The sequence below is a fragment of the Methanothrix sp. genome, assembly GCA_029907715.1.
Classification (GTDB): Archaea; Halobacteriota; Methanosarcinia; order Methanotrichales; family Methanotrichaceae; genus Methanothrix_B.
Genome location: JARYLI010000018.1, coordinates 1 through 23,104, shown reverse-complemented (window position 1 = coordinate 23,104; position 23,104 = coordinate 1). Strand labels below are relative to the sequence as shown.

At 55.6% G+C, this 23,104-nt stretch carries 22 protein-coding genes; 7 read left to right on the top strand and 15 right to left on the bottom strand.

Features of this window, described 5'->3' with window-relative positions; translation table 11 throughout:
- Nucleotide 1: 1 nt before the first annotated feature.
- The 8 genes from QHG98_08805 to QHG98_08770 all read right to left on the bottom strand — a co-directional run bounded on the left by QHG98_08805 (nucleotide 2) and on the right by QHG98_08770 (nucleotide 7,093).
- A complete protein-coding gene (locus QHG98_08805; GenBank protein MDH7597815.1) occupies nucleotides 2–340 on the bottom strand; it encodes a DNA-binding protein in 339 nt (112 codons plus the stop codon).
- A 3-nt stretch (nucleotides 341–343) separates the two neighbouring features.
- Nucleotides 344–793: a 30S ribosomal protein S19e gene (locus tag QHG98_08800; GenBank protein MDH7597814.1), complete on the bottom strand. Its 450-nt coding sequence runs from the start codon at nucleotides 791–793 to the stop codon at nucleotides 344–346.
- Nucleotides 794–1,038: 245 nt separating this feature from the next.
- A complete protein-coding gene (locus QHG98_08795) occupies nucleotides 1,039–1,884 on the bottom strand; it encodes a CoB--CoM heterodisulfide reductase iron-sulfur subunit B family protein (protein MDH7597813.1) in 846 nt (281 codons plus the stop codon).
- Nucleotides 1,877–2,401 (bottom strand): 4Fe-4S dicluster domain-containing protein, encoded by a 525-nt coding sequence (locus QHG98_08790; GenBank protein ID MDH7597812.1) that lies wholly within the window; start codon nucleotides 2,399–2,401, stop codon nucleotides 1,877–1,879. The genes QHG98_08795 and QHG98_08790 overlap by 8 nt, the downstream gene beginning before the upstream one ends.
- Nucleotides 2,401–3,690: a 4Fe-4S binding protein gene (locus tag QHG98_08785; protein MDH7597811.1), complete on the bottom strand. Its 1,290-nt coding sequence runs from the start codon at nucleotides 3,688–3,690 to the stop codon at nucleotides 2,401–2,403. The genes QHG98_08790 and QHG98_08785 overlap by 1 nt, the downstream gene beginning before the upstream one ends.
- 2 nt (nucleotides 3,691–3,692) lie before the next feature.
- Nucleotides 3,693–6,074 carry a CoB-CoM heterodisulfide reductase HdrA2 gene (gene hdrA2 / locus QHG98_08780; GenBank protein ID MDH7597810.1) on the bottom strand — a complete coding sequence of 794 codons (2,382 nt, stop codon included), beginning with the start codon at nucleotides 6,072–6,074 and terminating at the stop codon, nucleotides 3,693–3,695.
- A 62-nt stretch (nucleotides 6,075–6,136) separates the two neighbouring features.
- Entirely contained in the window at nucleotides 6,137–6,637 is a 501-nt protein-coding gene (locus tag QHG98_08775) for a hypothetical protein (protein MDH7597809.1), read from the bottom strand.
- Nucleotides 6,638–6,793: 156 nt separating this feature from the next.
- Nucleotides 6,794–7,093 carry a ribonuclease P gene (locus QHG98_08770; GenBank protein MDH7597808.1) on the bottom strand — a complete coding sequence of 100 codons (300 nt, stop codon included), beginning with the start codon at nucleotides 7,091–7,093 and terminating at the stop codon, nucleotides 6,794–6,796.
- 51 nt (nucleotides 7,094–7,144) lie between these two features.
- Here QHG98_08770 and QHG98_08765 point away from each other — a divergent pair, with 51 nt between their 5' ends.
- Nucleotides 7,145–7,393 (top strand): hypothetical protein, encoded by a 249-nt coding sequence (locus QHG98_08765; GenBank protein ID MDH7597807.1) that lies wholly within the window; start codon nucleotides 7,145–7,147, stop codon nucleotides 7,391–7,393.
- Between the two features lie 42 nt (nucleotides 7,394–7,435).
- Here the strand turns inward: QHG98_08765 and QHG98_08760 are convergent, their stop codons facing one another.
- The gene (locus QHG98_08760; protein ID MDH7597806.1) at nucleotides 7,436–7,969 is read right to left on the bottom strand and encodes an XTP/dITP diphosphatase; all 534 of its coding nucleotides are present in this window, start codon (nucleotides 7,967–7,969) and stop codon (nucleotides 7,436–7,438) included.
- Between the two features lie 41 nt (nucleotides 7,970–8,010).
- Here QHG98_08760 and QHG98_08755 point away from each other — a divergent pair, with 41 nt between their 5' ends.
- A complete protein-coding gene (locus tag QHG98_08755) occupies nucleotides 8,011–8,727 on the top strand; it encodes an SAM-dependent methyltransferase (GenBank protein ID MDH7597805.1) in 717 nt (238 codons plus the stop codon).
- A 118-nt stretch (nucleotides 8,728–8,845) separates the two neighbouring features.
- Here QHG98_08755 and QHG98_08750 read toward each other — a convergent pair whose 3' ends face one another.
- Both QHG98_08750 and QHG98_08745 read right to left on the bottom strand, forming a co-directional pair.
- Nucleotides 8,846–9,709, bottom strand: coding sequence for an ion transporter (locus QHG98_08750; protein ID MDH7597804.1), 864 nt, complete (start codon nucleotides 9,707–9,709; stop codon nucleotides 8,846–8,848).
- Between the two features lie 20 nt (nucleotides 9,710–9,729).
- Nucleotides 9,730–10,443, bottom strand: a complete 714-nt coding sequence (locus QHG98_08745; protein ID MDH7597803.1) for a queuosine precursor transporter — start codon at nucleotides 10,441–10,443, stop codon at nucleotides 9,730–9,732.
- A 214-nt stretch (nucleotides 10,444–10,657) separates the two neighbouring features.
- On the opposite strand from QHG98_08745, the gene QHG98_08740 reads away from it, so the two are divergent.
- Both QHG98_08740 and QHG98_08735 read left to right on the top strand, forming a co-directional pair.
- Nucleotides 10,658–11,320: a flavodoxin family protein gene (locus QHG98_08740; GenBank protein ID MDH7597802.1), complete on the top strand. Its 663-nt coding sequence runs from the start codon at nucleotides 10,658–10,660 to the stop codon at nucleotides 11,318–11,320.
- Nucleotides 11,321–11,401: 81 nt separating this feature from the next.
- Nucleotides 11,402–11,965, top strand: coding sequence for an imidazoleglycerol-phosphate dehydratase (locus tag QHG98_08735; protein MDH7597801.1), 564 nt, complete (start codon nucleotides 11,402–11,404; stop codon nucleotides 11,963–11,965).
- Between the two features lie 99 nt (nucleotides 11,966–12,064).
- On the opposite strand, the gene QHG98_08730 is transcribed toward QHG98_08735, so the two are convergent.
- Together QHG98_08730 and thrC are read right to left on the bottom strand one after the other, a co-directional pair.
- Nucleotides 12,065–13,033, bottom strand: a complete 969-nt coding sequence (locus QHG98_08730; GenBank protein ID MDH7597800.1) for a methionine synthase — start codon at nucleotides 13,031–13,033, stop codon at nucleotides 12,065–12,067.
- Nucleotides 13,030–14,376 (bottom strand): threonine synthase, encoded by a 1,347-nt coding sequence (gene thrC / locus QHG98_08725; GenBank protein MDH7597799.1) that lies wholly within the window; start codon nucleotides 14,374–14,376, stop codon nucleotides 13,030–13,032. Before thrC ends, QHG98_08730 begins: the two co-directional genes overlap by 4 nt.
- Nucleotides 14,377–14,870: 494 nt before the next feature.
- Here thrC and QHG98_08720 point away from each other — a divergent pair, with 494 nt between their 5' ends.
- The 3 genes from QHG98_08720 to QHG98_08710 all read left to right on the top strand — a co-directional run bounded on the left by QHG98_08720 (nucleotide 14,871) and on the right by QHG98_08710 (nucleotide 16,255).
- Nucleotides 14,871–14,999, top strand: a complete 129-nt coding sequence (locus QHG98_08720; GenBank protein ID MDH7597798.1) for a hypothetical protein — start codon at nucleotides 14,871–14,873, stop codon at nucleotides 14,997–14,999.
- 243 nt (nucleotides 15,000–15,242) lie between these two features.
- The gene (locus QHG98_08715; GenBank protein ID MDH7597797.1) at nucleotides 15,243–15,773 is read left to right on the top strand and encodes a metallophosphoesterase; all 531 of its coding nucleotides are present in this window, start codon (nucleotides 15,243–15,245) and stop codon (nucleotides 15,771–15,773) included.
- Nucleotides 15,740–16,255 carry an MGMT family protein gene (locus QHG98_08710; protein ID MDH7597796.1) on the top strand — a complete coding sequence of 172 codons (516 nt, stop codon included), beginning with the start codon at nucleotides 15,740–15,742 and terminating at the stop codon, nucleotides 16,253–16,255. The genes QHG98_08715 and QHG98_08710 overlap by 34 nt, the downstream gene beginning before the upstream one ends.
- A 453-nt stretch (nucleotides 16,256–16,708) precedes the next feature.
- Here the strand turns inward: QHG98_08710 and larB are convergent, their stop codons facing one another.
- Together larB and QHG98_08700 are read right to left on the bottom strand one after the other, a co-directional pair.
- A complete protein-coding gene (larB, locus tag QHG98_08705; GenBank protein ID MDH7597795.1) occupies nucleotides 16,709–17,497 on the bottom strand; it encodes a nickel pincer cofactor biosynthesis protein LarB in 789 nt (262 codons plus the stop codon).
- 135 nt (nucleotides 17,498–17,632) lie between these two features.
- Nucleotides 17,633–23,065: an SdrD B-like domain-containing protein gene (locus QHG98_08700; GenBank protein ID MDH7597794.1), complete on the bottom strand. Its 5,433-nt coding sequence runs from the start codon at nucleotides 23,063–23,065 to the stop codon at nucleotides 17,633–17,635.
- Between the last annotated feature and the right edge of the window lie 39 nt (nucleotides 23,066–23,104).

The window sequence follows — 23,104 nt, the reverse complement described above, 5'->3', positions numbered from 1 at the left end:
CTCAGATCCGCCGGATGTTGATATCCCTCTTCTTCGGCTGGGCCTGTTTCAGTATGGCCTTCAGCTGCTCATCTGTTATCGCTGACCTTATGCGTCCGCTCTGGGCGAGCATGATAAGCTGAGCCTCTATCTGAGCTACAAACTCAGGCCGTGTCATGCGGATGCTGCTCAGCCGCTCTCTGGCCTCGGGCGTAAGTATGGCCCTGAGTATCGCCTGCTTCCTGGCCTCGAGCTCCTGCTGCATCTGCTCCTGCTGCGCTGCATACAGCTGGGACTCCAGCTGCCGTCTCTGCAGCTCCTCAAGCCTCTTGCGTCTCAGATCTGCCAGCTCATCGTCCATATCTCAATACCTCGCCAGTTCGGGGATCTTCTCCACCAGTCTCATCTTGACCCTGTGGGCTATATCGTCCAGAAGGGCCCGGCCCTCGGGTGTGATATGTCTTCCATCCTTCTGCTTCTTGACGTATCCGGCCTTTTCTAGCTGCTGAAGCGCCTCTCTTATAACAGAGCCGCTTCCCTTGACCGACCTGCCTGTGGCCACCCGGTTCTTGGTCTTCCCTCCGTAGTGCGTCCTGAGCCTGGACACGCCCACTGGCCCGTCGACATAGACATGGCGGAGTACCGATGCGCATCTCACGTACCACCAGTCAGCATTGCTGGGTGGCATCTCCGTATGCACTCCAGTCTTCACGTACGCGGCCCATGCAGGCGGCGTGATCTTGCCGCTCGCCTTCAGCTCCTCAGCGACCGCATTTATCAGATCAGCTGGAGGCACATCATAAACAGTTGTCAAATCCTTCAATCCTCCACGATGATAAGGAACGGACCAGGGAACTTAAAAACAAAACAAGTATAAATGCTTTTTCCGTAGGCCGCTGGGCTTCTCCGGATGGGCATTTGCGCTCAATCAAAGCAAGCCGGCCCGGGTTCACAGAACCTGCGGGGTGCGTGGGTAGCGAAACTCCATCAGGAAGACGCAACCGGGCTGCGAGCGAAGACATGAATCGCCGGGCAGATGGGCTCTTCTGAGATAAAACTTCAGTCTGCCGTCATGCTCTGATACACCCGTTCCACCAGTGGTAGGGGAGAGATGCTGTTCATCTCCAGGGCCAGCTCGTCAGGACCCAGCCCGAGGGCGATGCCGGCAAGCTGTGTGACGTAGAGCACGGGAATCCTGAGATCAACGCCGTATCGCCGCTCGATCGCGCCCTGCTTCGCATCCAGCATTAGATGACAGAGCGGGCACACTGCCATGATCGCATCAGCGCCAGCCCGCTTCGCGCTCATGAGTACGTGATATGCGCTCTCCAGTGCTGCCTCCTCTCTGGGCATGAATATAGGACCGCCACAGCAGAGCATCTTGAGCGGCGACTCAACAGGCTCAGCACCTAGCGTTCTCACCAGATCCTCAAGCACCTTCGGATGCTCCGGGCTGTCAATACCGTTGCCGGGTCTGGTGAGAAGACAGCCGTAGTAGGGCGAGATCCTCAGGCCGCTGAGCTTTATGGGGAGATCTCTGTTCCTGAGAGACTCAGAGAGCATCTCAACGACATGCATCACCCTCGCGCCACTGTATTTCCTCTCCAGAACCGAGTTCACGCGTGCGCGCAGGCCGTTATCCTCGAGGCGGCGAATCGCGTTGCGGAGGTTGCTGTAGCATATGGAGCACGTCGTCATTATCGGAAGCGAGCTCTGCGTCAGGTTTCTGGCAGCCAGGCCAACAGAAAGCACCTCATTCGGCACGTGAGTTGCTCCACAGCAGCTCCAGTCATCCAGCTCGATCAGCTCGATTCCAAGCGCCCTTGCGACCGATCTGGTGGAGATATCGTACTCACGCCCTGTCGCCTTCGATACGCAGCCAGGGTAGTATGCGATCTCACTCATTCTCAAACTCCCTGAAGATGCGCTGGATCTCATCCATGCCACTAACAGAGCCCGGATCCAGCGATACCTTGCCCCTGCTGAGAAGCTCTATTCCCATCTCCATTATCGGAACCGCTGCGTCCGGATTCCTGAGAGCGTATGCAGCCGAGAGCAGAACCTCAGAGATCCTGCCACTGCTCCTGATCTGATCCATGAAGATCCTCTCAAAGGATGCATCTTTGCTCCGGATTCCCTCGCGCTCGCAGATCTGCCTCAATGCAGAGACAACCGCCTTCGGCCTTATCCCCCTGGGACATCTGACCGTACATAAAAGACATGAGGTGCAGAGCCATATGGAATCGCTGGCAAGCGCCTCTCTCTTTCTTCCCTCAAGAACCAGCCTGATCAGCTTTCTTATGCTGTTGTCCATCAGATGGGCTGTGGAGCAGCTCGATGAGCATGTGCCGCACTGGATGCAGGTCCTGATCTCCTCGCCCGCGAGCCTGATTACCTCCTCTGTGAACCCCTCTCCGCCCATCAGGACCCCTCCTGAGCTATCCTGGCAGAGATCTTTCTCCGCGCCTCCTCAACAGGCGCCCTCTCCCAGAGGTATCTGACCTTCGGCTTCCTCATCGCCTCATCTATTCGCCGGAGCGATTCATCGATCCGCCTGAGAAGCTCCGGATCGCGCTCTGGAGCTTTGATCTTCGGCGGCGGTGGTCTCTCGACCGCCGGAGGCGCCAGCGTTCCTGAGACATCATATCTCCTCTTCTCGCCTGTTAGTATCGCGTTTATCGCATCCCGCCACTCTGAAGCCCATGGCGTCTCCTTTATCGGGGTGTGAGAGACCTTCGTCCTGGTGACATCTATGCCGAAGAGGTGGCATGCCCTTGAGCAGGCTCCGCAGAGTATACACTGATCCTCTACAACCCCAATCCTGCCCTGATCATCGACATACCAGCAATCTGCCGGACAGACGTTGAAGCAGCCGTGGCACCCAACCGGATCGCATTTCACCAGGCGATCGCTCACGAGTCTTATCTCTCCCTCGAAGGGCTTGATGACATCCATCGCCTCGTACGGGCAGACTATAGCGCATCTGCCGCATCCGATGCATCTCTCCTGATCAACATCTATGCTCCCTTTGAGATCGAGGGTCGCATCAAGGGGCGCTCCCCTCACTGATATCGCCTCCTCAGGGCATATGCCCACGCACAGCCCGCAGTAGTCGCAGAGATCTTCATCCACGAGAAGCTGCTCATACGGCCTGAGATCCCTCGGATCCTTCTCCTTTTCAAGAAGCACAAATGCCTTGCAGAACCTTGCGCATATCCCGCAGAGGTTGCATTTCTCTCTATCGACGGAGATCTCCCCCTCAATCCCCTCCCTTAGCGGCCCGAAGTCCTCTCTGGTTTTGTTAAACACAACGGTTATCGCCTCTGTAGGGCAGACAGGCTCGCATAATGTGCATGGCAGACACCTCTCGTTCGGCTCTGCCTTCCTGAGAAGCCGCGGGTACCGGTCGTCGGTCTTTATATCCACATCGTTTACAGTGAACCTGTACGCGTTCACCGGACAGAAGTTCGCACACATCCCGCAGAAGACGCATGCATCCAGATCTATGAGCACTGGCGGGGCATCCAGGCCTGTTGCTATCTCCAGGATGGGGCCAGGCTGGAGGGCCTTGGTCGGGCAGAGGGAGATGCATATACCGCAACCGTTGCACGTTTTGTAATCATAGTCCAGGATCTTGGTGATATCCCCGCTCCTCTGTCTGCAGATCACATGAGAGCCCTCAACATCCATATCCTTCTCTATCTCCAGCATGCTCAGACCTTCCCTGATGGCAGCGCGGCCGCAAGCTCTGTTCCGACCGGACCGAGATCCCTGAGCTCATCGACGAACTCCTCTATCTTCCTCGCAAGTATATCTCCCTCGCTCGCCGCGCACCACGCCACCTTGAGCCGCCTTGGATCGATTCCTATTTCCTTAAGAAGACCCCTGAGGACCTCCGCGCGCTGGAGCGCGTGAAGATTTCCGCTCACGTAATGGCATTCCCCTATGCGGCATCCTGCTATGAGAACGCCATCAGCGCCGCGCCTGAGCGCCTCGAGAACAAAGCTTGGATCGACCCTGCCCGCACACATCACTCTTATTATGCGGATGTTCGTCGGGTACTGGATTCTGGAGGTGCCTGCGAGATCCGCTCCGGCGTAGCTGCACCAGTTGCACAGGAAGCCGACGATGAATGGATACTCACCCTTCACAGCGGTGGCAGCCCTGATCTGGGCCAGAATCTGCTCATCTGAGAAGAGGCGCATCTCTATCGCGTCTACAGGGCATGCTGCAGCACAAGTGCCGCACCCCTTGCATCTTGCCTCATCAACGAAGGCTGTGTCCTTCACGCTTATCGCCCTGCTCGGGCAGGTATCGACACAGAGCCTGCAGCCTATGCATTTGTCCCGGTCGACGAACGCGACAGTTGGATCCAGCTCAATTTCACCTTTGAAGAGCAGCTGCATCGCCTTCGATGCTGCAGCGCTCCCCTGGGCTATAGAGACCTGTATCTCCTTCGGCCCAGACGCGCATCCTGCTATGAAAACGCCATCTATGTGAGCCTCCACAGGGCGCATCTTCGGATGAGCGATCTCGAAGAACCTGTCAGGCCTTCTCGATAATCCGAGGAGATTGCCCACGACCTCGGCATCCCTGTTCGCCTCGAGCCCGATGGAGAGCACAACGAGATCATATCTCTTCATGAGGGTCTTTCCCAGAAGAGTGTCCTCGTAGTGGACGTAGAGGCCATCATCGCCCTCCTCCACAGAGGAGACGCGCCCGCGAATGAAGTTTATGCCGAGCCTCTGCGCCCTGAGGTAGAACTCCTCGTACCCCTCGCCCCCGGCCCTTATGTCTATGTAGTGTATCGCTACATCTGCGTCCGGGTACCTCTCCTTGATGAGCTGCGCGTTCTTCAGGGATGCCATGCAGCATATCCTGGAGCAGTAGGGGTTCCCCACAGTCTGGTCTCTTGACCCCACACACTGTATGAATGCAACTGATCTCGCGATCTCTCCTGTGGAAGGCCTTACAATATCGCCTCTTGTGGGGCCCGCAGCATTCAACATCCTCTCTATCTGGAGCGTGGTCACGACGTCCCTGTACCTTCCGAAGCCGTACTCCTCCTTCCTGGATGCATCGAATGGCTGCCATCCGGTGGCGACTATTATCGCGCCGACGTCAAGCTTGAATTCCTCGGATTGCTGATCGTACTTCACCGCGTCAGCTGGGCACGCCTCTGCGCAGAGACCGCAGCCTATGCATGCGTTTGTGTCTATGCATGCCACAAGCGGCACAGACTGCGGGATCGCCATGTAAATCGCCTTCCTCTTTCCCAGATTAAAATCGTAGTCGTTCGGAACCTCTACAGGGCACACACTGGAGCACTCGTTTATGCAGCCCTTGCAGAGCGTCGGATCGACATAACGCGGCTTCGTGACCCCCGTCACCCTGAAGTGTCCCACTGTGCCCTCGATCGCGAGAATCTCAGAGTATGTCATGAGCTTTATCATGGGATTTGCGTAGACCTCGGCCATCTTTGGCGCGAGGACACAGATAGAGCAGTCGTTTGTCGGGAACACATCTGTTAGAAGAGCCATGTAGCCGCCGATGGTGGGCCTGCGCTCAACCAGGTACACCCTCAGGCCCGCGTTCGCAAGATCAAGCGCAGCAGAGATCCCAGCAACGCCCCCGCCGATCACAAGCACGTCCCTGCTCACAGGCACGCTCTCCGTCTCGAGCGGGTGGAGAAGAGATGCCTTGGCGACAGCCATCGCTATGAGGTCCTTCGCCTTCTGGGTCGCCAGCGCCGGCGAGTCCATGTGGACCCAGGAGCACTGCTCCCTGATGTTTGCCATCTCCAGCATGTACTGGTTGAGCCCGGCCTCGGTTATGGTTCTGCGGAAGGTTGGCTCATGAAGCCGCGGGGAGCATGCCGCGACGACAACTGCATCGAGCTTGAACTCTGCTATATCGCTCTTGATCGTGTTCTGGCCGGCGTCAGAGCATGTGAACTGTATGTCGCGGGCCACGACCACATTCGGAAGCGTCTCTGCAAACCTCCTCAGCTCCTCCACATCTAGTGTCGCCGCTATATTCAGCCCGCAGTGGCAGATGTAAACTCCAATGCGCATGGGCCTTTCAGATGGATCCATCGATCCCTGCGTTCACCTGATCCAACATATAGCTAGCGGTGCATCTCACAGAGACACAGAAATCATGCTCCGGGAGAAGACTGCGCATACTCGCTGAGCTTTGAGAGGATGAACTCGCCTGTTATCACAGTCCCCCTGCATGTGCCGAGATTTATGTTGATGAGCATGCCCACGACCGCGCCATCCTGAAATACAGGAGTGCCGCTGTCTCCAGGGCCAGGCAGGTTTCCAGGCTGGAGCACGACATACGCTATGCTCCAGGAGGTATCAGTTATCCTGCAGCCCATGCGCCTGGCGCTGTTGATCAGCTCAGCGTCGCCCAGCCTGGGTCTGGCGATCCTCGTGGGCTCGCATGGACCGGGAACGAGAAAGAAGGCAATGTCCGCGTCGCTGCAGTAATGAACAACCCTGGAGCGGTGAGCGCCTATCCTCAGGACATCCGTACCAGAGTATCGAAATATGTGGGCCGGCACCACCCCCAGGTAGCCCCCGCGGTAGGGGTAAAATGCCGAGACCACCCCACCAGATCTGCCGGATATGAACTGATCGCCGGCCCTGAGCATGATATACCCTCTTTAAATCATTCAGATCTGCTGCCACAAATGCTTATGCCCTGCATCCACTCCAGATCATACATGCAGCCTGTGATCTCCTGTAAGGAGAGCTGTAATCGGCTAAGATCTCCGCAGATCCACATATCGTCAGTCTCACAACAGAACCTACCTGTATCTCATTCTTGAGATGTGACCGCATCGCATGCATTTTATCACAAGAACGCCATCCCTCAGCCTGACCATCCGCTGGGAGGGCGAAAGATATCCCCTGCAGCTCCTGCAGAACATGCGTTTCATCTCTCTCGTCGGTCTGACCCTGAGGCGCATCCCGATTCTCAGAGCCAGCTCGACATACCTGTCGCTCCTCTCCGGATGTGTCCCTGCACAGGCTCTGGCCAGCCCGAAGAGCCTCTCCATGCGCTGGCGTGCGATATCCTTCAGTACATGAACCTGCCGCCTCTTCACATCCGACCAGGGGATGATTTGATATAAAAGCTATTTCCAGTGAAGATCGTGATGAAGCGAGTCTCTGTACGGATAGAGCCGGAGATGCTGGAGTACATAAGATCCAAAAAGACGGATCTGCGGATAGCAACGACCTGCGAGGGCCCCCTGATCTTCTCCATCAAAACAAGCCCCCCGAAGGATACGGATTTCTACATGGAGGTAGAGGGGAAGAAGATCTACATCTCAGCGATCCAGGCACCGCTGATAAAATCGATAGACAGGAGGATGCTCCCGCGCTGCGCTCTCGAGAGAAGATAGCCTCTGATTGATGTGAGGATCAGCAGCTATCGCTATCTTCGATCAGCGACTCTCGAGCCAGCCCTTCAGCGCTTTAATGGACCTGCCTCTGTGCGAGATCATGTTCTTCTCCTCGAGGTCCATCTCCGCAAGGGTTCTTCCATCGACCTCGAATATCGGATCGTAGCCGAACCCTCCGGAGCCACGCGCCTCGAAACCTATTCTCCCTTGAAGCTCTCCTTTAAACAGGACCGGCTCCATTCCCGGAGCCGAGTATCCCACGACGGATCTGAAGGATGCTGCGCGATTCTCGACCCCATCCATGAGTTTAAGGATGCCACTGTTCCCTATCGTCCTCTGGACGTAAGCGGAATACACTCCGGGAAACCCATTCAGAGCATCTATGAACAGCCCTGCATCCTCTATGATGAACGGAGAGTCAAGCCTGGAAGACAGCTCCTTCATCCCAAAAAGCACAACCTCCTCAAGCGTATCAGCCTGGATCTCCGTGTAGCCCACATCAGCCTGGACGAGATCCTCTATCAGTCTCTGCGCCTCAATGAACTTTCCCCTGTTGCTGGTGACAAAACGGATCATGGCTACCATCCATCAGTATTTTTATCTCACAGGTGGAGGCAATGATGATGCGGCTCGATATCTATCTTGTGGAGATCGCCGGATCCAGATCCAAGGCTGTGCACCTGATCAAGAGCGGTAAGGTTCTGGTGAACGGAGCTGTCTGCAGAAAGCAATCATACAGGGTGAAGCCCTCTGACAGAATCGAGATCGTGGAGGGCTTCAGGTATGTCAGCAGGGGCGGCTACAAGATAGAGTCTCTCTTCCAGGGTAGATCTGATGATATCAGGGGCCTGAGCGTCCTTGATGTGGGGTGCTCCGCAGGCGGCTTCTCCGACTTCTTCCTTCAGCACGGTGCGGCCAGGGTTGTGGGGATCGATATCGCAGAGGGGTGTGTGAATGCCGCAATGCTCAGCGACCCCAGGTTCAGGTTCATCGGTGGGGTCGATGCAAGATCCTCCGAGGAGCTTGTGAAGCATCTCGGGGATGAGCGGTTCGATCTGATCTCGGTGGATGTGAGCAATGTCTCCCTGAGAGAGGTGCTGCCGAACCTAAGGAGGTTTCTGAGGAGCAGCGGGAGTATCGTGGCTCTCTTCAAGCCGCCATATGAGATCGATGGCGGTCACAGAGAGGAGGACGCTGAGAGGGCGAGGAACAGCTTCGAGCGATGGCTGGTGCCGGATTTCGAGGTGATTCATTCGTGCCCCTCTCCGATAAGGGGAGGACCGAAGAACAGGGGCACAGTCGAGCACCTGTATCTGCTGAGGCCGAGAGTGTGACACCATATGGAGTCGTGTATGTGGAGTATTCACATCATTTGATTCAACAGCATCCGGACCCTCACTGCTACCATTCGGATCGATGTCCCATAATAATGACAGTGTGAACGCTCACATCCTATTGAGCGGTTTCCTGAGATTCGGTTGATTCCTCAAGAGGGCTGCCGCACATCCTGCAGTACCTCGCATCCTCCTCGTGCCACTCCTGACCGCATCCACTGCAGATACGCCTCTTCCGCGGGGCAGAGATCCACTCTCTGAAGATCCTGCTCACCTGTATCGGTATCAGAATTATGCCGGATATGATCATCATCAGCGTGACGAGCCGGCCGGCTCCCGACACAGGGACGATATCACCGAATCCGACGGTTGAGACCGCCACAACCGTGAAGTAGAACGCATCGCCGAAGTTATTGACCTCAGGGTTTACTGGACTCTCTGCGAAGTAGAAGAGGCCAGAGGATATGAAAAATATCGTTATTACAGTGAAAACAAGTCTTGCCACGTTCAGCATCCTCAGGCTGATTATGCCGAAGAGGAGGTGGTCCTCGGCTATGAACCTGAGGAACCTGAATATCCTGAAGACCGTCATGATTCTTATAATTTGAATGAAACGCAGATCGGCGTATACTCCGAATATCGGAAGCACCAGCAGTATCAGAGTTGGCATTATGGCGATGAGGTCTATCATGCTGTATGTGTCCTTGATGTAACTCAAGCGATCGGGCGCGCCGTAGAACCTGAGGAGGTACTCGATCACGAAGATGAATATGATTGCAACCTCAAGCCTCCAGAGCATCAATGAGACGTGAGAGGGGAGCGGATACGTCTCGATGACGAATAGCACCACAACAAGGATGTTCAGAGCGATGATGGCGATGTCTATGGCCCTGCCCAGAGGCGTCTGGAAGTCTATCATGTAAAACTGTATCGTCTCCCTCAGACTCCTGGTGCCTGCGCACCTATCAGCTTTTTCCGACATGCAGATCGATGCTGTTTATTTTATGAGGATGTGGAGAAAACATCTGCTGACTGGTTCCTGTAAAGAATCCATCTGTTCAGGTACATGAAAGGTATATCGATCAGGGCCACGAGCCATTTTGTTATCGTGATGCCTATGATGAGAGGAACCACTGGCATGACCCCGTAGAATGCGATTGTTATGAAGAGCGCTGAGTCGATCAGCATCGCCGGTATCGAACTCAGCGCATTCCTCGCCCAGAGGTGGCGTCCTTTCGTCCTGGACTTGAACCACGCAAAGACAACTGCGTCGAGGTTCTCGCTCACAAAGAAGGCGATCCACGATGCAAGGACGATCCTGGGCACCTGTTCCAGAAGAACCTCGATCGCATCCTGCTGGTGAAAGAAAGGCGCTGGCGGAAGCTCCACCACGAGCCATGAGAAGAGGGAGATCATTATCTGGGAGATGAACGCTATGCTGATCATCCTTCTGGTCTCCTGGAGCCCGAACCTCTCGTTCACAACGTCTGTGAGCAGGAACGTCACGCTGAACACTATCACCACTGCAGGGGCGTAGAATGTCCCCACAATGAGATCGAATTCAGCTGTCTTGGCTGCTGCTATGTTTGAGAATATGCCGAATGCCACATAGATGCCCATGAGCATATCAGAGCGGCCAGACCTGCGGGCGTAACACGATCCCAGGATCGTGAATGAGCTCACAAGCCCGATCCAGAGCAGCAGGAGTGCGAACATCTCATCCTCAGAGCCGGCGCGTGCAAAGCGCAGCGGCAATTTTTAGCTGCATTCTTTCAGATGCGGATCACAGAGATTGCTTCCGCCTCACGAAGCTGGCGCAACTGCGTACGGCGGAGATCTTCAGCTCTTGCTGATCATGCCAAAAGTTGATATGCCTGTCGGTCACATTTGTCCATGATACGGATCTCTGCCTGTATCTCAGGTGGTGGGAATGAAGATACTCGGCATAAACTCCAGCCCCAGAGGGGAGAGGAGCCAGACCCTGAGGCTCGTCAGGGCGGCGCTTGATGGCGCCAGATCAGAGGGAGCTGAGGTCGAGCTTGTGGATGTCTGCAAGCTGCGAATAGAGTACTGCAACGCATGCGGAGTCTGCTATGCAAAGGGCGAGTGCACGCACAAGGATGATTTCCAGGAGGTATACAAAAAGCTCCTCGAGTGCGACGGTTTCATCATCGGCTCGCCGAACTACTTCAGGAGCGTGACAGCCCAACTCAAGACGCTCATAGACAGAATGGCGGATGCGGTCCACTGCCAGCTTCTCCTTGGCAAGTACGGATGCGCTGTGGCCACCGCCGGCGGCCAGGCTTACGATGAGGTTCTGGATTACCTGAGCAGGATAATAGTGGGATTCGGCGCGTCCTACGTCGGTGGCGCAGGTGGGGCGCCGGCCATCCCGGGATCGATGGAGGAGGCTGAGAAAAAGGCGCGCGATCTCGGAGCGGATCTGGTGCGCGCGATCTCAGAGGGGAGACGCTACCCTGAGCAGGATAAGGTTCACGAGGAGATGAAATCCAGATTTAAAGCTCTCGTGAGCATGAACAAGGACGTATGGACGCACGAGTACGAGCACTGGAAGAGCAAGGGATGGCTCTGAGGATTGCCCGGCATATATGAGACCACCAGTGAGATCATTATCCTTTAAGGGGAATTAACATCCGGGTCAGGGACAGATACCATGCGCACAGGCAGATCTGAGCTCAGAGAGATGGGCGCGTTTGCGACCGCGGAGGTGAACCTCGATGGCAGCGGAGCCGCGACCGCCTCCACAGGCTCTGGGTTCATGGATCACATGCTCAATTCGATGGCGAAGCTGGGATCGATCGACATCAGAGCATCCGCTGGCGGGAACTCTCTTTACAGGTATTCACTCCTGGGATCGGTGATCGGAGCCTCGCTCGATCAGGCGCTGGGCGAGAGGAGCGGAATAAGAAGATACGGGTTCGCGGCCATCCCGATGGATGATGCGCTTGCCGAGGTGGCCCTGGATCTGGGCGGGAGGGCATACCTCGTGATGAGGGGATCGTTTCATGGGGAGAGGATCGGGGATCTGAACACCTTCGAGATAAAGTCGGTGCTGAAGGGGATCACCGACCGCGGAAGGCTGACGCTGCACGTCAGGTTCGAGGGAGAGAACGACCACCACATAGCGGAGAGCATGTTCAAGGCGCTGGGGCTCGCGATCCGCAACGCCGTGGAGCCGGGATCGCCCGGGGTTCTGAGCACGAAGGGAGTGATTTGACCCGGGAGACAAATGCATCTCCTCCAATCCACTCGCTGTGGCTGAGATATGCCGTCGTAGCTGGCCTGCACAAGTGGATCTCCTGACGGGCCCGTCCCTTCAGCTTGTCTCTCCTCTGAACGTCTCGATCGCCCTAGCGCAGTTCCTCAGGAGCTCTGCTGCGAGGTGCTGCGACGGCCATGAGCCCAGGCCGCAGTCCGGGCCTGCGTATCTGACGAGATCCCCGAAGATCCGCACAGCCCGTTCGAGTCTCCTCCTGATGACCTCTGGAGACTCCATCCTGAGGATCTCGGCCTCGAGCCTATCCGGCTGCTCCCAGAGGTTTGTGTTGAGCTGCTCATTGAGCCTCGCAACCATCGAGAGGATGTCTGTCCTGGCTATCCCGGCTCTTATGAACGTATCGTTCTCGGCAAGCGCCTTCCGGTCGATGATATCGAGATAATCGGGATGTGACGCTGACTCAACGCCTATGACATTTATGCCGGAAACGCGGGCGCAGAGCTCCGCGTGAACCGGAGAGTGTAGGTGAACCTGGACATCGACCCTTCCTGCGCATCCCCTGATCGCCACCTCTAGCGCCTCGATGATCACATCCTCTGAGAAGACTATGCTGGAGCTGATCCCCAGGCTCGGCTCGTCGATCGAGATGACAGCCACATCAATGCCAAGCTGCCGCGCTTTCTCGATGGCCCTCTCTATGAAGCGAGAGACGCTCTCTGCCATGTTGATGAGCAGATCCTCGTAGTTCGTCGATCCGAATTCTGATACGTAAAGCTCGAGAGGGCCTGTGACGCAGACGCGAATGTTTCGTCCGATGGATTTGAGAGCATCAAGCTCCATTATCTCGGCTGCATCCCTGCGGATCAGATACGGGCCATCCGTGGTCTCGGGGGATCTCATGGGGTCCATGAACATGCCTATCATGTCCCTGAGCTGAGGGTATGTCGGCACCTGGACCCCAGCAGAGATCTTCATCTCCATTATGCTCCTCACAAGAGAGAGGTACTCCTCTCTTCTCATCCCCTCGATTCTTCCATGCGGAAAGCTACCTATATCATCGAATCTCATCGCAGACCTCTGAGGTATGACTTCAGGGACTCATAGGATCCATCGATCTTCTCTATGTGCTCCTCCAGGCTGTCGAGCTCTGCCATCGCCCGCGGGAGCGGAGGCGTCACTCCAAGAACGCGGATGATCTCCTCAGGGAACTTCGCGGGATCCGCGGTCTCCAGCGAGACTGACGGCTCCCAGCGCTCGACCTCCTCGAAGTATCTCATGAGACCCGCCCATCCGACCGCTCCGTGTGGCTCCAGGAGCACCCCGTGGCGCTCGTAGACCTCCTTTATGGTTTTTCTCGTCTCATCATCGCTCACAGAGACCGCGAACATATCCCTTCGCATCGCATCCAGATCCGGCTCTCTTCTCACAACTCCTTTTTCATCCATCCAGCCGCCGTAAAGCGCGAACACCCTGGCGAGGTTGCTAGGATGGCCCACGTTCATTGCGTTTGAGATGCAGTTCCTGCTGGGTCTTATAGGCTTGTAGATGCCTGTGCGCATGAACACCGGAAACTCATCGTTCTCGTTCGTCGCGACCACAAACCGCCTCACAGGCAGCCCCATCCGCATCGCGATGAGCCCACCCATCAGGTTGCCGAAGTTGCCACTCGGCACAGATATGACGATCTCCTCTCCTTCAGAGATCCTGGAGTATGCGTAGAAGTAGTAGACTGCCTGAGGCAGAAGCCTCCCGACGTTTATCGAGTTCGCTGAGGAGAGGTTGAGGTCTCTCAGCTCCGGATCCGCAAATGCTCTCTTGACGAGAGCCTGGCAGTCATCGAACTTGCCATCAACCGCCAGAGCATGCACATTTCCGCCGAGCGTTGTCATCTGCTTTCTCTGCCGCTCGGTGACCTCCTCCCTAGGGTAGAGAACGACAACCATAACGTTTCCCAGACCGTAGAATGCATGGGCCACAGCGCTGCCCGTGTCTCCTGATGTAGCGGTGAGTATGATTATGCTCCGCCCCTCCCTTTCCAGGAAGTACTGAACGAGCCTGCCCATCAGCCTGGCAGCAAAATCCTTGAAGGAGCAGGTGGGCCCACGATCCAGACGCATCACATGCGCTCGATCGAAGACCCTCTCTATCGGGACATCGAAGCTGTATGCATCCTCCAGCATTGATATCAGATCCCCTTCCGGGATGAGATCGCCGATGTAAGGTCCCACAACCCTGTACGCAATCTGAGGATACCTCATTTTTGAGAAGCGCGAGATCTCCTCTGGACCGATCCTCGGGATGTGCTCGGGCATGTAAAGACCCATATCCGGAGCCTGGCCTGACAGCAGGGCCTGCCTGAAGTCGACGCGCTCGGGCGAGCCATTTGTGCTGTAAAACATAAGGTTGGTCATGCTGGATGAGAGTTGCACGGGAACTATTAAAACCTGTGCGGCTTCGGTGCGACCCGAACAGAGTCCATGGGGCTGACAGACCTCCATGCGTCATCGGTTAAGATCGACATGTGTAGAATTGGACTTAGTAGTCTTATCTCGCCTCAGTACTGCTATCAGGACTCAAGTCCAATATCCATCTGATAACTTGCCCGAAGAAGCACCAGTCACGCTGTGCGCTCGTGGCGAGCGAATGAGTGCATTCAGCAACCGGCCTGCATATCCTTCAAGTTGCTGAATACATAAGAGCGGAATAATTAAAGCCTATATGGTCGAACGCTATCTGTTTTTACTATAAATACAATTTGTATGAATTAGTCATATTCTATCGGATTCGCAAACATCATTCACCACAGCACAACCAGGAACTTATTGCATGCTCTGGCGTGCCTGCAACACCGTAATGATTATTAATTATTATTGCGCTACATTAACATGTAAAAACAGGTGTGGAGGTGAAGGTAATGGATGCGTTCACAAGCCAGGTGATTGCGGTGATCATCTTCGGCCTGCTGGTGACTCTCCTGCCCGGGCTGCTCAACAGGTTCGCTGACTCAAGAAGCGGTGGCATCAGGACAACATAGAAAGCGCAGATCCCTTAAGTTATATTATTTCAGTTTTTATTCCTAGGCAGCGCATTGATTTTTGCGATCTCATCTGCATGAGGTGGTCGCCTAACCACATCACAGAGGTCTGTGGCGCTCAGGCCGGCTGGGTCTGCGAATCTCCATGCCAGGGCTGCAGAATCCAGCCGTCTGATTTCACGAGCTCACACCCCACAGGTTAAATTCTTGTACGGCCAGGTTCCTCCATGCCAGGGTGATAGTATGCTCATAGGGATCATGTCAGACTCTCACGATAACTTTCGGGGCATCAAGGAAGCTCTGAGCGTATTCTCTAAAAGAAATGTGGAGCTGGTGCTGCATGCCGGAGACGTGATCGGATCCGGGAACGCGTATCTATTCGATGGCTACGGCATTCCTGTGAGACTCGTCTACGGAAACAACGACGGCGACCGCGTCGGTCTTTCCAGATACTTCAAGAGGTTCGGGGGCGAGTATCTCGGAGATTTCGGCGAGTTAGAGGTGGATGGATTGAGGATCGCCATGCTCCATGGAACAGAGGAGGCTCTTGTGAGGGCCGTGGTGGCATCCGGTCTGTACGACATCGTCGTTCGCGGGCACACACACAGGGCAGAGGTCCGCCGTGAGGGAAGAACTCTGGTGGTGAACCCTGGAGAGATATGGGGGCATCTGACAGGTATCCGGAGCGTTGCGATACTGGATACTTCAACGAGAGATGTCGAGATCGTCGAGCTGGGGAGGTGCGAGACTTTCAGGGAGATTCTGCAGAAGTAAAAAAGCTCAGCAGAGGGGGCGTGTATCTGGATGACATCGATCTTTATGTGATCGTCGAGGAGTCAGGAGGAACTGTAAAACGCATAATCCTCTCCAGAACCGCCCCAGACCTGGAGTTCTCAGAGAGAGCAGCGCGGATAGCAGACCACATGATGGGAGGCCCGCGCCCGGATCTCGATCTTGATCTGAGCTGGTGTACGGATTTTCAGATGGCCGTTTACCGTGCAGTACTCAACATCCCTCGCGGATCCACCGCAACCTACAGTGATGTCGCGAAGATCGCAGGAAGGCCCGGGGCCGCAAGGGCCGTCGGTGCAGCTCTGCGCAGGAATCCTTTTCCGATCATGATACCCTGCCACCGGGTTGTGGCATCGAATGGCCCCGGCGGATACACCCAGGGAATCGATATCAAGCTGCAGCTGCTCGCGATCGAGCACGAAAAAATATCCAGTGACCAGATGTCACGCACTCGTATCAGCTGAGATATGCAGCTCCTTCCAACTCAGGTGTGCCGTTAATGCCACTTCCAGACGGATTTTTTACCGTGAACGCTCTTATCCATTTGATGACTCGCTCTTATCCGTTTGATGACTTGCCCGAAGGAGCAGGGGGTCATGCTATGCGTTCGTTTCGACAAATGAATGCTTTCATCAACCACATTGCATGCTCTGCAAGTTGCTACGCACATAAGAGCGAGCGCTGCTCTCTTATGTGGTTGGCAACTTGGAGGCTGTGTGGTTTGGCTGTAAGCATTCATTCATCTGCCATGAACGCATAGCAGTACCAGTGCCTCTTTGGGCAAGTTATCAGATGGATAAGAACGAAGCGCTGTAAAATGAAAGACATGGAGCGGGTAGGGGAGTGGGGGTTATTTACAACAATAAATATACCCGCTCAGCGGTGCTTCAGAGCATTGATAGTATAAATAACTTTTCTCAATGCTGCCTGGCTTCGGAAAGTTTTCTCCTGGCGATCCTGTTTGCTATCCTGGCTGCAAACGCGCCTGCGACAAAGCCAGCATCTATGTTAACCACCGCCAGCACTGAGCAGGACTGGAGCATCGATAGAAGCGCAGCGATCCCGTTTCCCCCAGCCCCATATCCTGTTGAGACTGGAAGGCCTATGACCGGAGCGTCTGTCAGGCCTGCGACAACGGCCGGTAGCGTCCCCTCACGGCCAGCAGCTACGACCACCGCATCCACACCTGCCATCCGCTCCATCGCTGGAAAGAGACGGTGTATGCCTGCGACGCCGACATCATATTCTGTCACGACCTCGCAGCCCATTGCCTCTGCTGTGACCCTGGCCTCCTCCGCGACCGGTATGTCAGCGGTTCCAGCGCTGAGCACTCCCACTCTACCACCTGTCCTCTCGACCTGAACTGCTCTCAGAAGAACCGCCCTCGCATGCTCATACCACACTATCTCAGCGCCTTCAGGGAGATCCATTGATCTAAGCGCACTGAGATGATCAGCTGAGACTCTTGTCACTATGACCTTACCCGCGGACTCGAGATGCGCCAGTGCAATCCTTGCAAGATCCTCTGGCCTTTTCCCCTCAGCGAGAACCGCCTCAGGCACATCTATCCTGTCCTCCCTTCTGTGATCTATCTTTGCGATCGATCCAACCTCTCTGTAGCTGAGAAGCCGTATACCGCTCAGTGCCTCCTCTAAATCAATCTCTCCCCGCGAGAACCTCTCAAGGATATCACGAAGCCCGGTCACGTGGGAATGGTATGGATGGAATGGATAAAGAGGTTTCCGCATCGAACGTGCGCCGCAGAATCCCGAAGATTCAGAGTCTGTCGCAGGTTCAAAAATTCACAAAAATAAAAAGCCCGGGATGCTGCCCCGGGCATCTCATCTCACTCTGACCCTGATGGTCTTGTCGAGCTGGCTTCCATCAACGGTTGCTGTCACCCTGAAGCTCTTCTCCCCTGGAGCGCCAAATGTCGAGCGCATCCTGTACATGCCTGTTGCAACCCTCTTGAGAGTGCTTCCCTGCGTGGCTGCATCCTGCGGGCTCCAGGTCATCTTCAGGAACGTCGGGTCTGTGAGTTCGCCGTAGTTGTTGTAGAACCTCAGAGTCATCAGGTAGTCCCTGTTTGCTCTCCTGGAGCTGAAGCTCGCCCTTACATCGCACGGCGGCAGCGCGCTTGTTATCTTCAGAGGCGTGGCGTAAATGCTGTTGCCATCTACGTATGACAGCCAGTAACGTCCATTGCCACAGGCGATTGATGGCCAGCTGAGATCTCCGCTCAGCACGAGGCTCTTATCGATGCTGCTCCAGTCGCGCCTGTACCTCTCCAGCGCTATCCCATCTTCACTCCTGTACACCAGCATGAACTCACCATTGCTCCACAGCAGGTACGGCTGATCCTCATCTGTGGATCCTCCTGTCAGCCTCCTGGTGTCCAGCAGGTTGAGGTTCGTGTCGAGCTTCTTGACGACCACATCGAGATTCCCGCGATCCTCTGACACATAAGATACGTAGATGTAGCCGCTGGCCAGCACTAGGGAGGGGATGTCCTGATAGTAACTGTCGGCTGTGAGCCTCACGCTCCTGAGAGGCTTCCAGGTCGAGTCGAAGCGTGTCAGGTAGATGTCACCGTTGCTGCTCTTGCCGCCCTCCCATGACTGGTAGGCCAGGTAGAAATCATCCCCCACCTTCAGCAGAGCCGGAGAGTCCTGATCGCTCGCAGATGTTGTGAGCTGCCTCGTCTCCAGCACATTCAGGCCCGGATCGAGCTTCTTCATGAAGATGTCCATGTTGCCCTTCTCGTTGGAGACGTACACAACATAGTAGTTCTTTCCGTCATAGACGACTGAGGGCCTGTCCTGGTATGCAGTGTCGCTGGTCAGAAGCTTGCTGCTCAGAGGTTTCATAGACGCATCATACGTCTGTATCCTGATGTCGCCGTTGCTGCTCCTGCCACGCTCCCACGACTGACAGACAAGCGCAAACCCTCTGTCCGTGGATATCAGCCTGGGTGAGTCCTTGATCTGGCCCCTGAGCTGGGCGCCAGTCACGATGTCCATCCTCGGCTGGAGCAGCCTGTAGACCTGGCCCCTGGCGCTGTCGTAGGCGTTCGCTGACGCATGCTTTCCATCCCTGGCATAGACGAAGACCGTGTAATCGCCAGCATCTCCAAGATCCGAACTCCACGTCCATGTGTTCGAGGTCGACCAGTCCCTGACTATCTGCCACGTGTTCCCCGTCGATGGGCCCTTAAGCCAGAACCTGTAGTAGATCGGATCTCTATCAGGATCTGTAGCCATTGCAGTCCATTTGATCGCCGTCCCGCTGGACTGTGGGCTTGGTTTGTCAGGCGTGAGCGAGGTTATCACAGGCGGAAGATTCGGCTTTGCCACGATGCTGAAGGCCGCGCTGGCCTGGTCATCCCAGCCCGTGGGTGGTGCATGCAGACCATCCCTGATCTGGACCACCACCTGAGACCTGCCGATGTCAATATCGGATGTCCTCCATGTCCATGTGTTCGAGAGCGACCAGTCCTGCACGACCCTCCATGTGTAGCCTGTGGACGGGCCGTTCAGCATGAACCTGTAGTAGACCTGGTATCCCTCAGGATCAATCGCCGTAGCACTCCATGTCACCGTGCTCCCTGCGTACTGCGGGCTCGGGAGGCTCGAGCCGAAGCTCGTTATCACCGGCGGCAGGTTCGGGCGCGGTATGAATCCCAGGATCGTGTATCCGCAGGTCTTCCTGTCATCATAATCTGGAGAGTGCTTGCCATCCTTCACGTATACCATTATCTCATTGAAACCGATGTCAAAGAACGATGTCCTCCATGTCCATATGTTCCTGGATGTCCAGGATGTCATCTCTCTCCAGGTGTATCCTGTCGAAGGTCCTTTAAGCAGGAACTTGTACTGCAGCGGATCCCTCTCCGGATCGCGTGCCACAGCCCGGAAGCTGACCCAGGCGCCAGGGTACTGTGGGCTCGGCCTGTCGACCATTATCAGACTCAGCTCCGGAGGCCTGTTGGTCTCCCTGAGAGTGAAGCTCTTCGTGACCTGCACATCACCGGTATCGCTGTGGTAGTTGTCTCTGATCCATACACGGATATCATAGGTGCCCGGCTGGAGCCCAGCGGTGTTCCAGGACCATGTGTTATCAGAGGACCAGCTCCTCCTCTCCTGCCAGAGTCCTGATGTGGATGGACCCTTGAGCCAGAAGCTGTATTCCAGCGGGACCGTGGATGTGGCGCTAGCTGTCCACACCACCGTCGTGCCGACGTTCTGCGGGCTTGTTTTGTCCGATGTCAGCGTCGCGCCTGTCGGGAGAGACTTGTAATTGCCGAAGTCTACGCCGGTCTTTGTCTCGCCTGAGCTGAGCGTTATCGAATAGGATCCACCGGCCGGTTTCGTGACGCTCCAGCCCGACTTCAGGGTCTCTGTGACTGTGTATGTTCCTGCATCAAGTCCTGTGAAGTTGTACCATCCGTCGCTGTCTGTGATCGCTGTCCTGGTGTAGGTGCTGTTGCTTATCTTTATCTCCCATCCTGGAAGTCCCTGCTCCCCTGCATCCCTGACACCGTTGTTGTTCTTATCGTTGAACTTTGTTCCCCATACGGATGCCTTCGTCGAGAGATACCTGTTCCCGAAGTTCTTTCCTGATACGCTTGAGCTGGTGACTGTGACCGTGTGTGATCCATCCCCTCCAGGGTATGTCTGCGTCCAGCCAGGTCTGGAGAGCTCGCTGATCTTGTATGTGCCCGGTGCTATGTTGCTGAAGGTGTATGACCCGTCAGAGCCTGTGTACTGCGTTTCCGTTATGTGCACACCCAGAGTTGTGGTGCCGTCAAGTACCACTCCCCATCCGGGGATACCTGGATCTCCAGCATCATTTCCATCGCCATTCAGATCGTTGAACTTCTTTCCTGAGATTGTGTAAACGCCTGCTATACCGAAGCTCGCATCAAGGACTGTGCTCGTGGTCACGGTCACAGTTATAGTCGATGATGTCACAACCACATAGCCCTCAGGCAGAGGATCGCTGATCGTGTAAGTTCCAGGCGCGACGTTATCGAATGTGTACGAGCCGTCCTCAGATGTCTTTGTGCTCCTCACGACCTTTCCGTTCTCGATCAGGTTCACATCGCTTCCCGGTATCCCAGGCTCGCCCTCGTCCCTGACCTTGTTTGCGTTCAGATCGTAGTACTTCATGCCCTTTATCGACAGGCTTCCAGCAACGCCGATATCGAAGCTCAAGTCAGCGGTTCCGAGCTGCAGATCTCTGCTCTCAGTTGTCGCCTTCCAGCCGTCCTGCGGGATCAGCTTCACCCTGTAGGTGCCCGGGGACAGACCCTCGAATTTGTATGATCCATCAGCTCCTGTCTCAGTCATGGAGGTGACGTTTCCGCCCTGCTCGAGGGTCACGCTCCAGCCCCTGACTCCAGGCTCGCCCTCGTCCCTGACACCGTTGGCGTTGATGTCGTTGAATACAACTCCTGATATCGATCTCAAACCTGCATACCCGAAGTCGACGTTTGGCAAGCTTGAGTCCCTGACCTCCACGGTGTGCACGCCGGTCTTAGGCGCGGTCTGGCTCCAGCCGTCCTGCTTCACGGCCTCGACTTTGTAGCTGCCAGGCCTGAGATGATCGAAGGAGTAGAAGCCGTCATCAGATGTGACTGCAGTCCGCTCCTCCCCATCAGACATCGTCAGCTTAACCGTCCACCCGGGAAGCCCGGGCTCGCCATCGTTGACGCCGTTCGCATCGAGGTCGCTGAAGACCCTGCCTGATACCGTGAAACCGATCATCTGGACTCCAAAGTCCACACCACTCTGATCCGAGTCTGTGATGCTCACCTCTCTGGAGGGAACGCTCGCGTTCCAGCCGGCCTGCAGAACCACTCTAAGTGTGTATACTCCAGGCGTCAGATTCCCGAATCTGTAAGAGCCATCGTCTCCCGTCGTCGCAACAATTTCAGTGGCATCAGGCCTCGTCAGGCGTACCTCCCAGCCCTTCACGCCAGGCTCGCCGTCGTTGACGCCGTTGTTATTCGCATCCTCGAACAGCCTGCCGCTTATGTAGTATGTCCTGGCCATGTTCCCGAAGTTGATTCCCGTCACATCTGAATCTGTCAGGTTCACCTGCTGGCTCTCAGATGCTGTCGGATCCCAGCCAGCTTTCGCCTGCTCTCTCACAGTGTACAGACCTGGCGATAGACCATCAAACCGGTAGTATCCGTCGAATCCGGTTGTTGTCTGAACTTCAGTCTGGTTTGGCATCGTGAGAACGATCGTCCACCCGTCCAGGCCAGCCTCGCCGGAATCCATAACGCCGTTCCCATTCAGATCATTGAACTTGTAGCCGGATATGCTCATCACCGGCAGAACCACGTTCTCTTCTGAGACCGGAGGCGTCACATTTATCGGAACTGTCACGTTCACAGGCGCTGTTACGTTCTCTGTGACATTGGCAGCCACAGTGACGTTCTCTGGGGCAGTAGCTCTGAGAACCTCGTACTCCTCAGCGACCGTGCTGTCAGCGGATCCATCTGTGGCATGCCTGTTGTCCCTGACGCCTGCGGTTATCGTGTGCACCCCGATATCCTGCTCTGTCGTCGACCAAGTCCATGTGTTGTCAGCAGACCAGTCCCTCACAACGTTACCATCCACCATGAACTGGTACTCGAGCGCATCCCCGTCAGGATCTGATGCATTCGCTGTCCATGCAACCACCACACCCGCGACCTGTGGCGATTCCGGTGATGCAACCAGACTATCGATCACAGGCGGATTGTTCGGTACTACCCTGGCCTCTACAGTGTACTGGGATGACGCGGAAACAGGCTCGTTCCTTCCATCTCTCACAGCAACCGTCACAGTGTGAGATCCAACATCTCCATCTGTCGTCGACCACGTCCATGTGTTTTCAGCAGACCAGTCCCTCACAACGCTACCATCCACCATGAACTGGTACTCGAGCGCATCCCCATCAGGATCTGATGCATTCGCTGTCCATGCAACCACCACACCCGCGACCTGTGGCGATTCCGGTGATGCAACCAGACTATCGATCACAGGCGGATTGTTCGGTACTACCCTGGCCTCTACAGTGTACTGGGATGACGCGGAAACAGGCTCGTTCCTTCCATCCCTCACAGCAACTGTCACAGTGTGAGATCCAACATCTCCATCTGTCGTCGACCAAGTCCATGTGTTGTCAGCAGACCAGTCCCTCACAACGTTACCATCCACCATGAACTGGTACTCGAGCGCATCCCCATCAGGATCTGATGCATTCGCTGTCCATGCAACCACCACACCCGCGACCTGTGGCGATTCCGGTGATGCAACCAGACT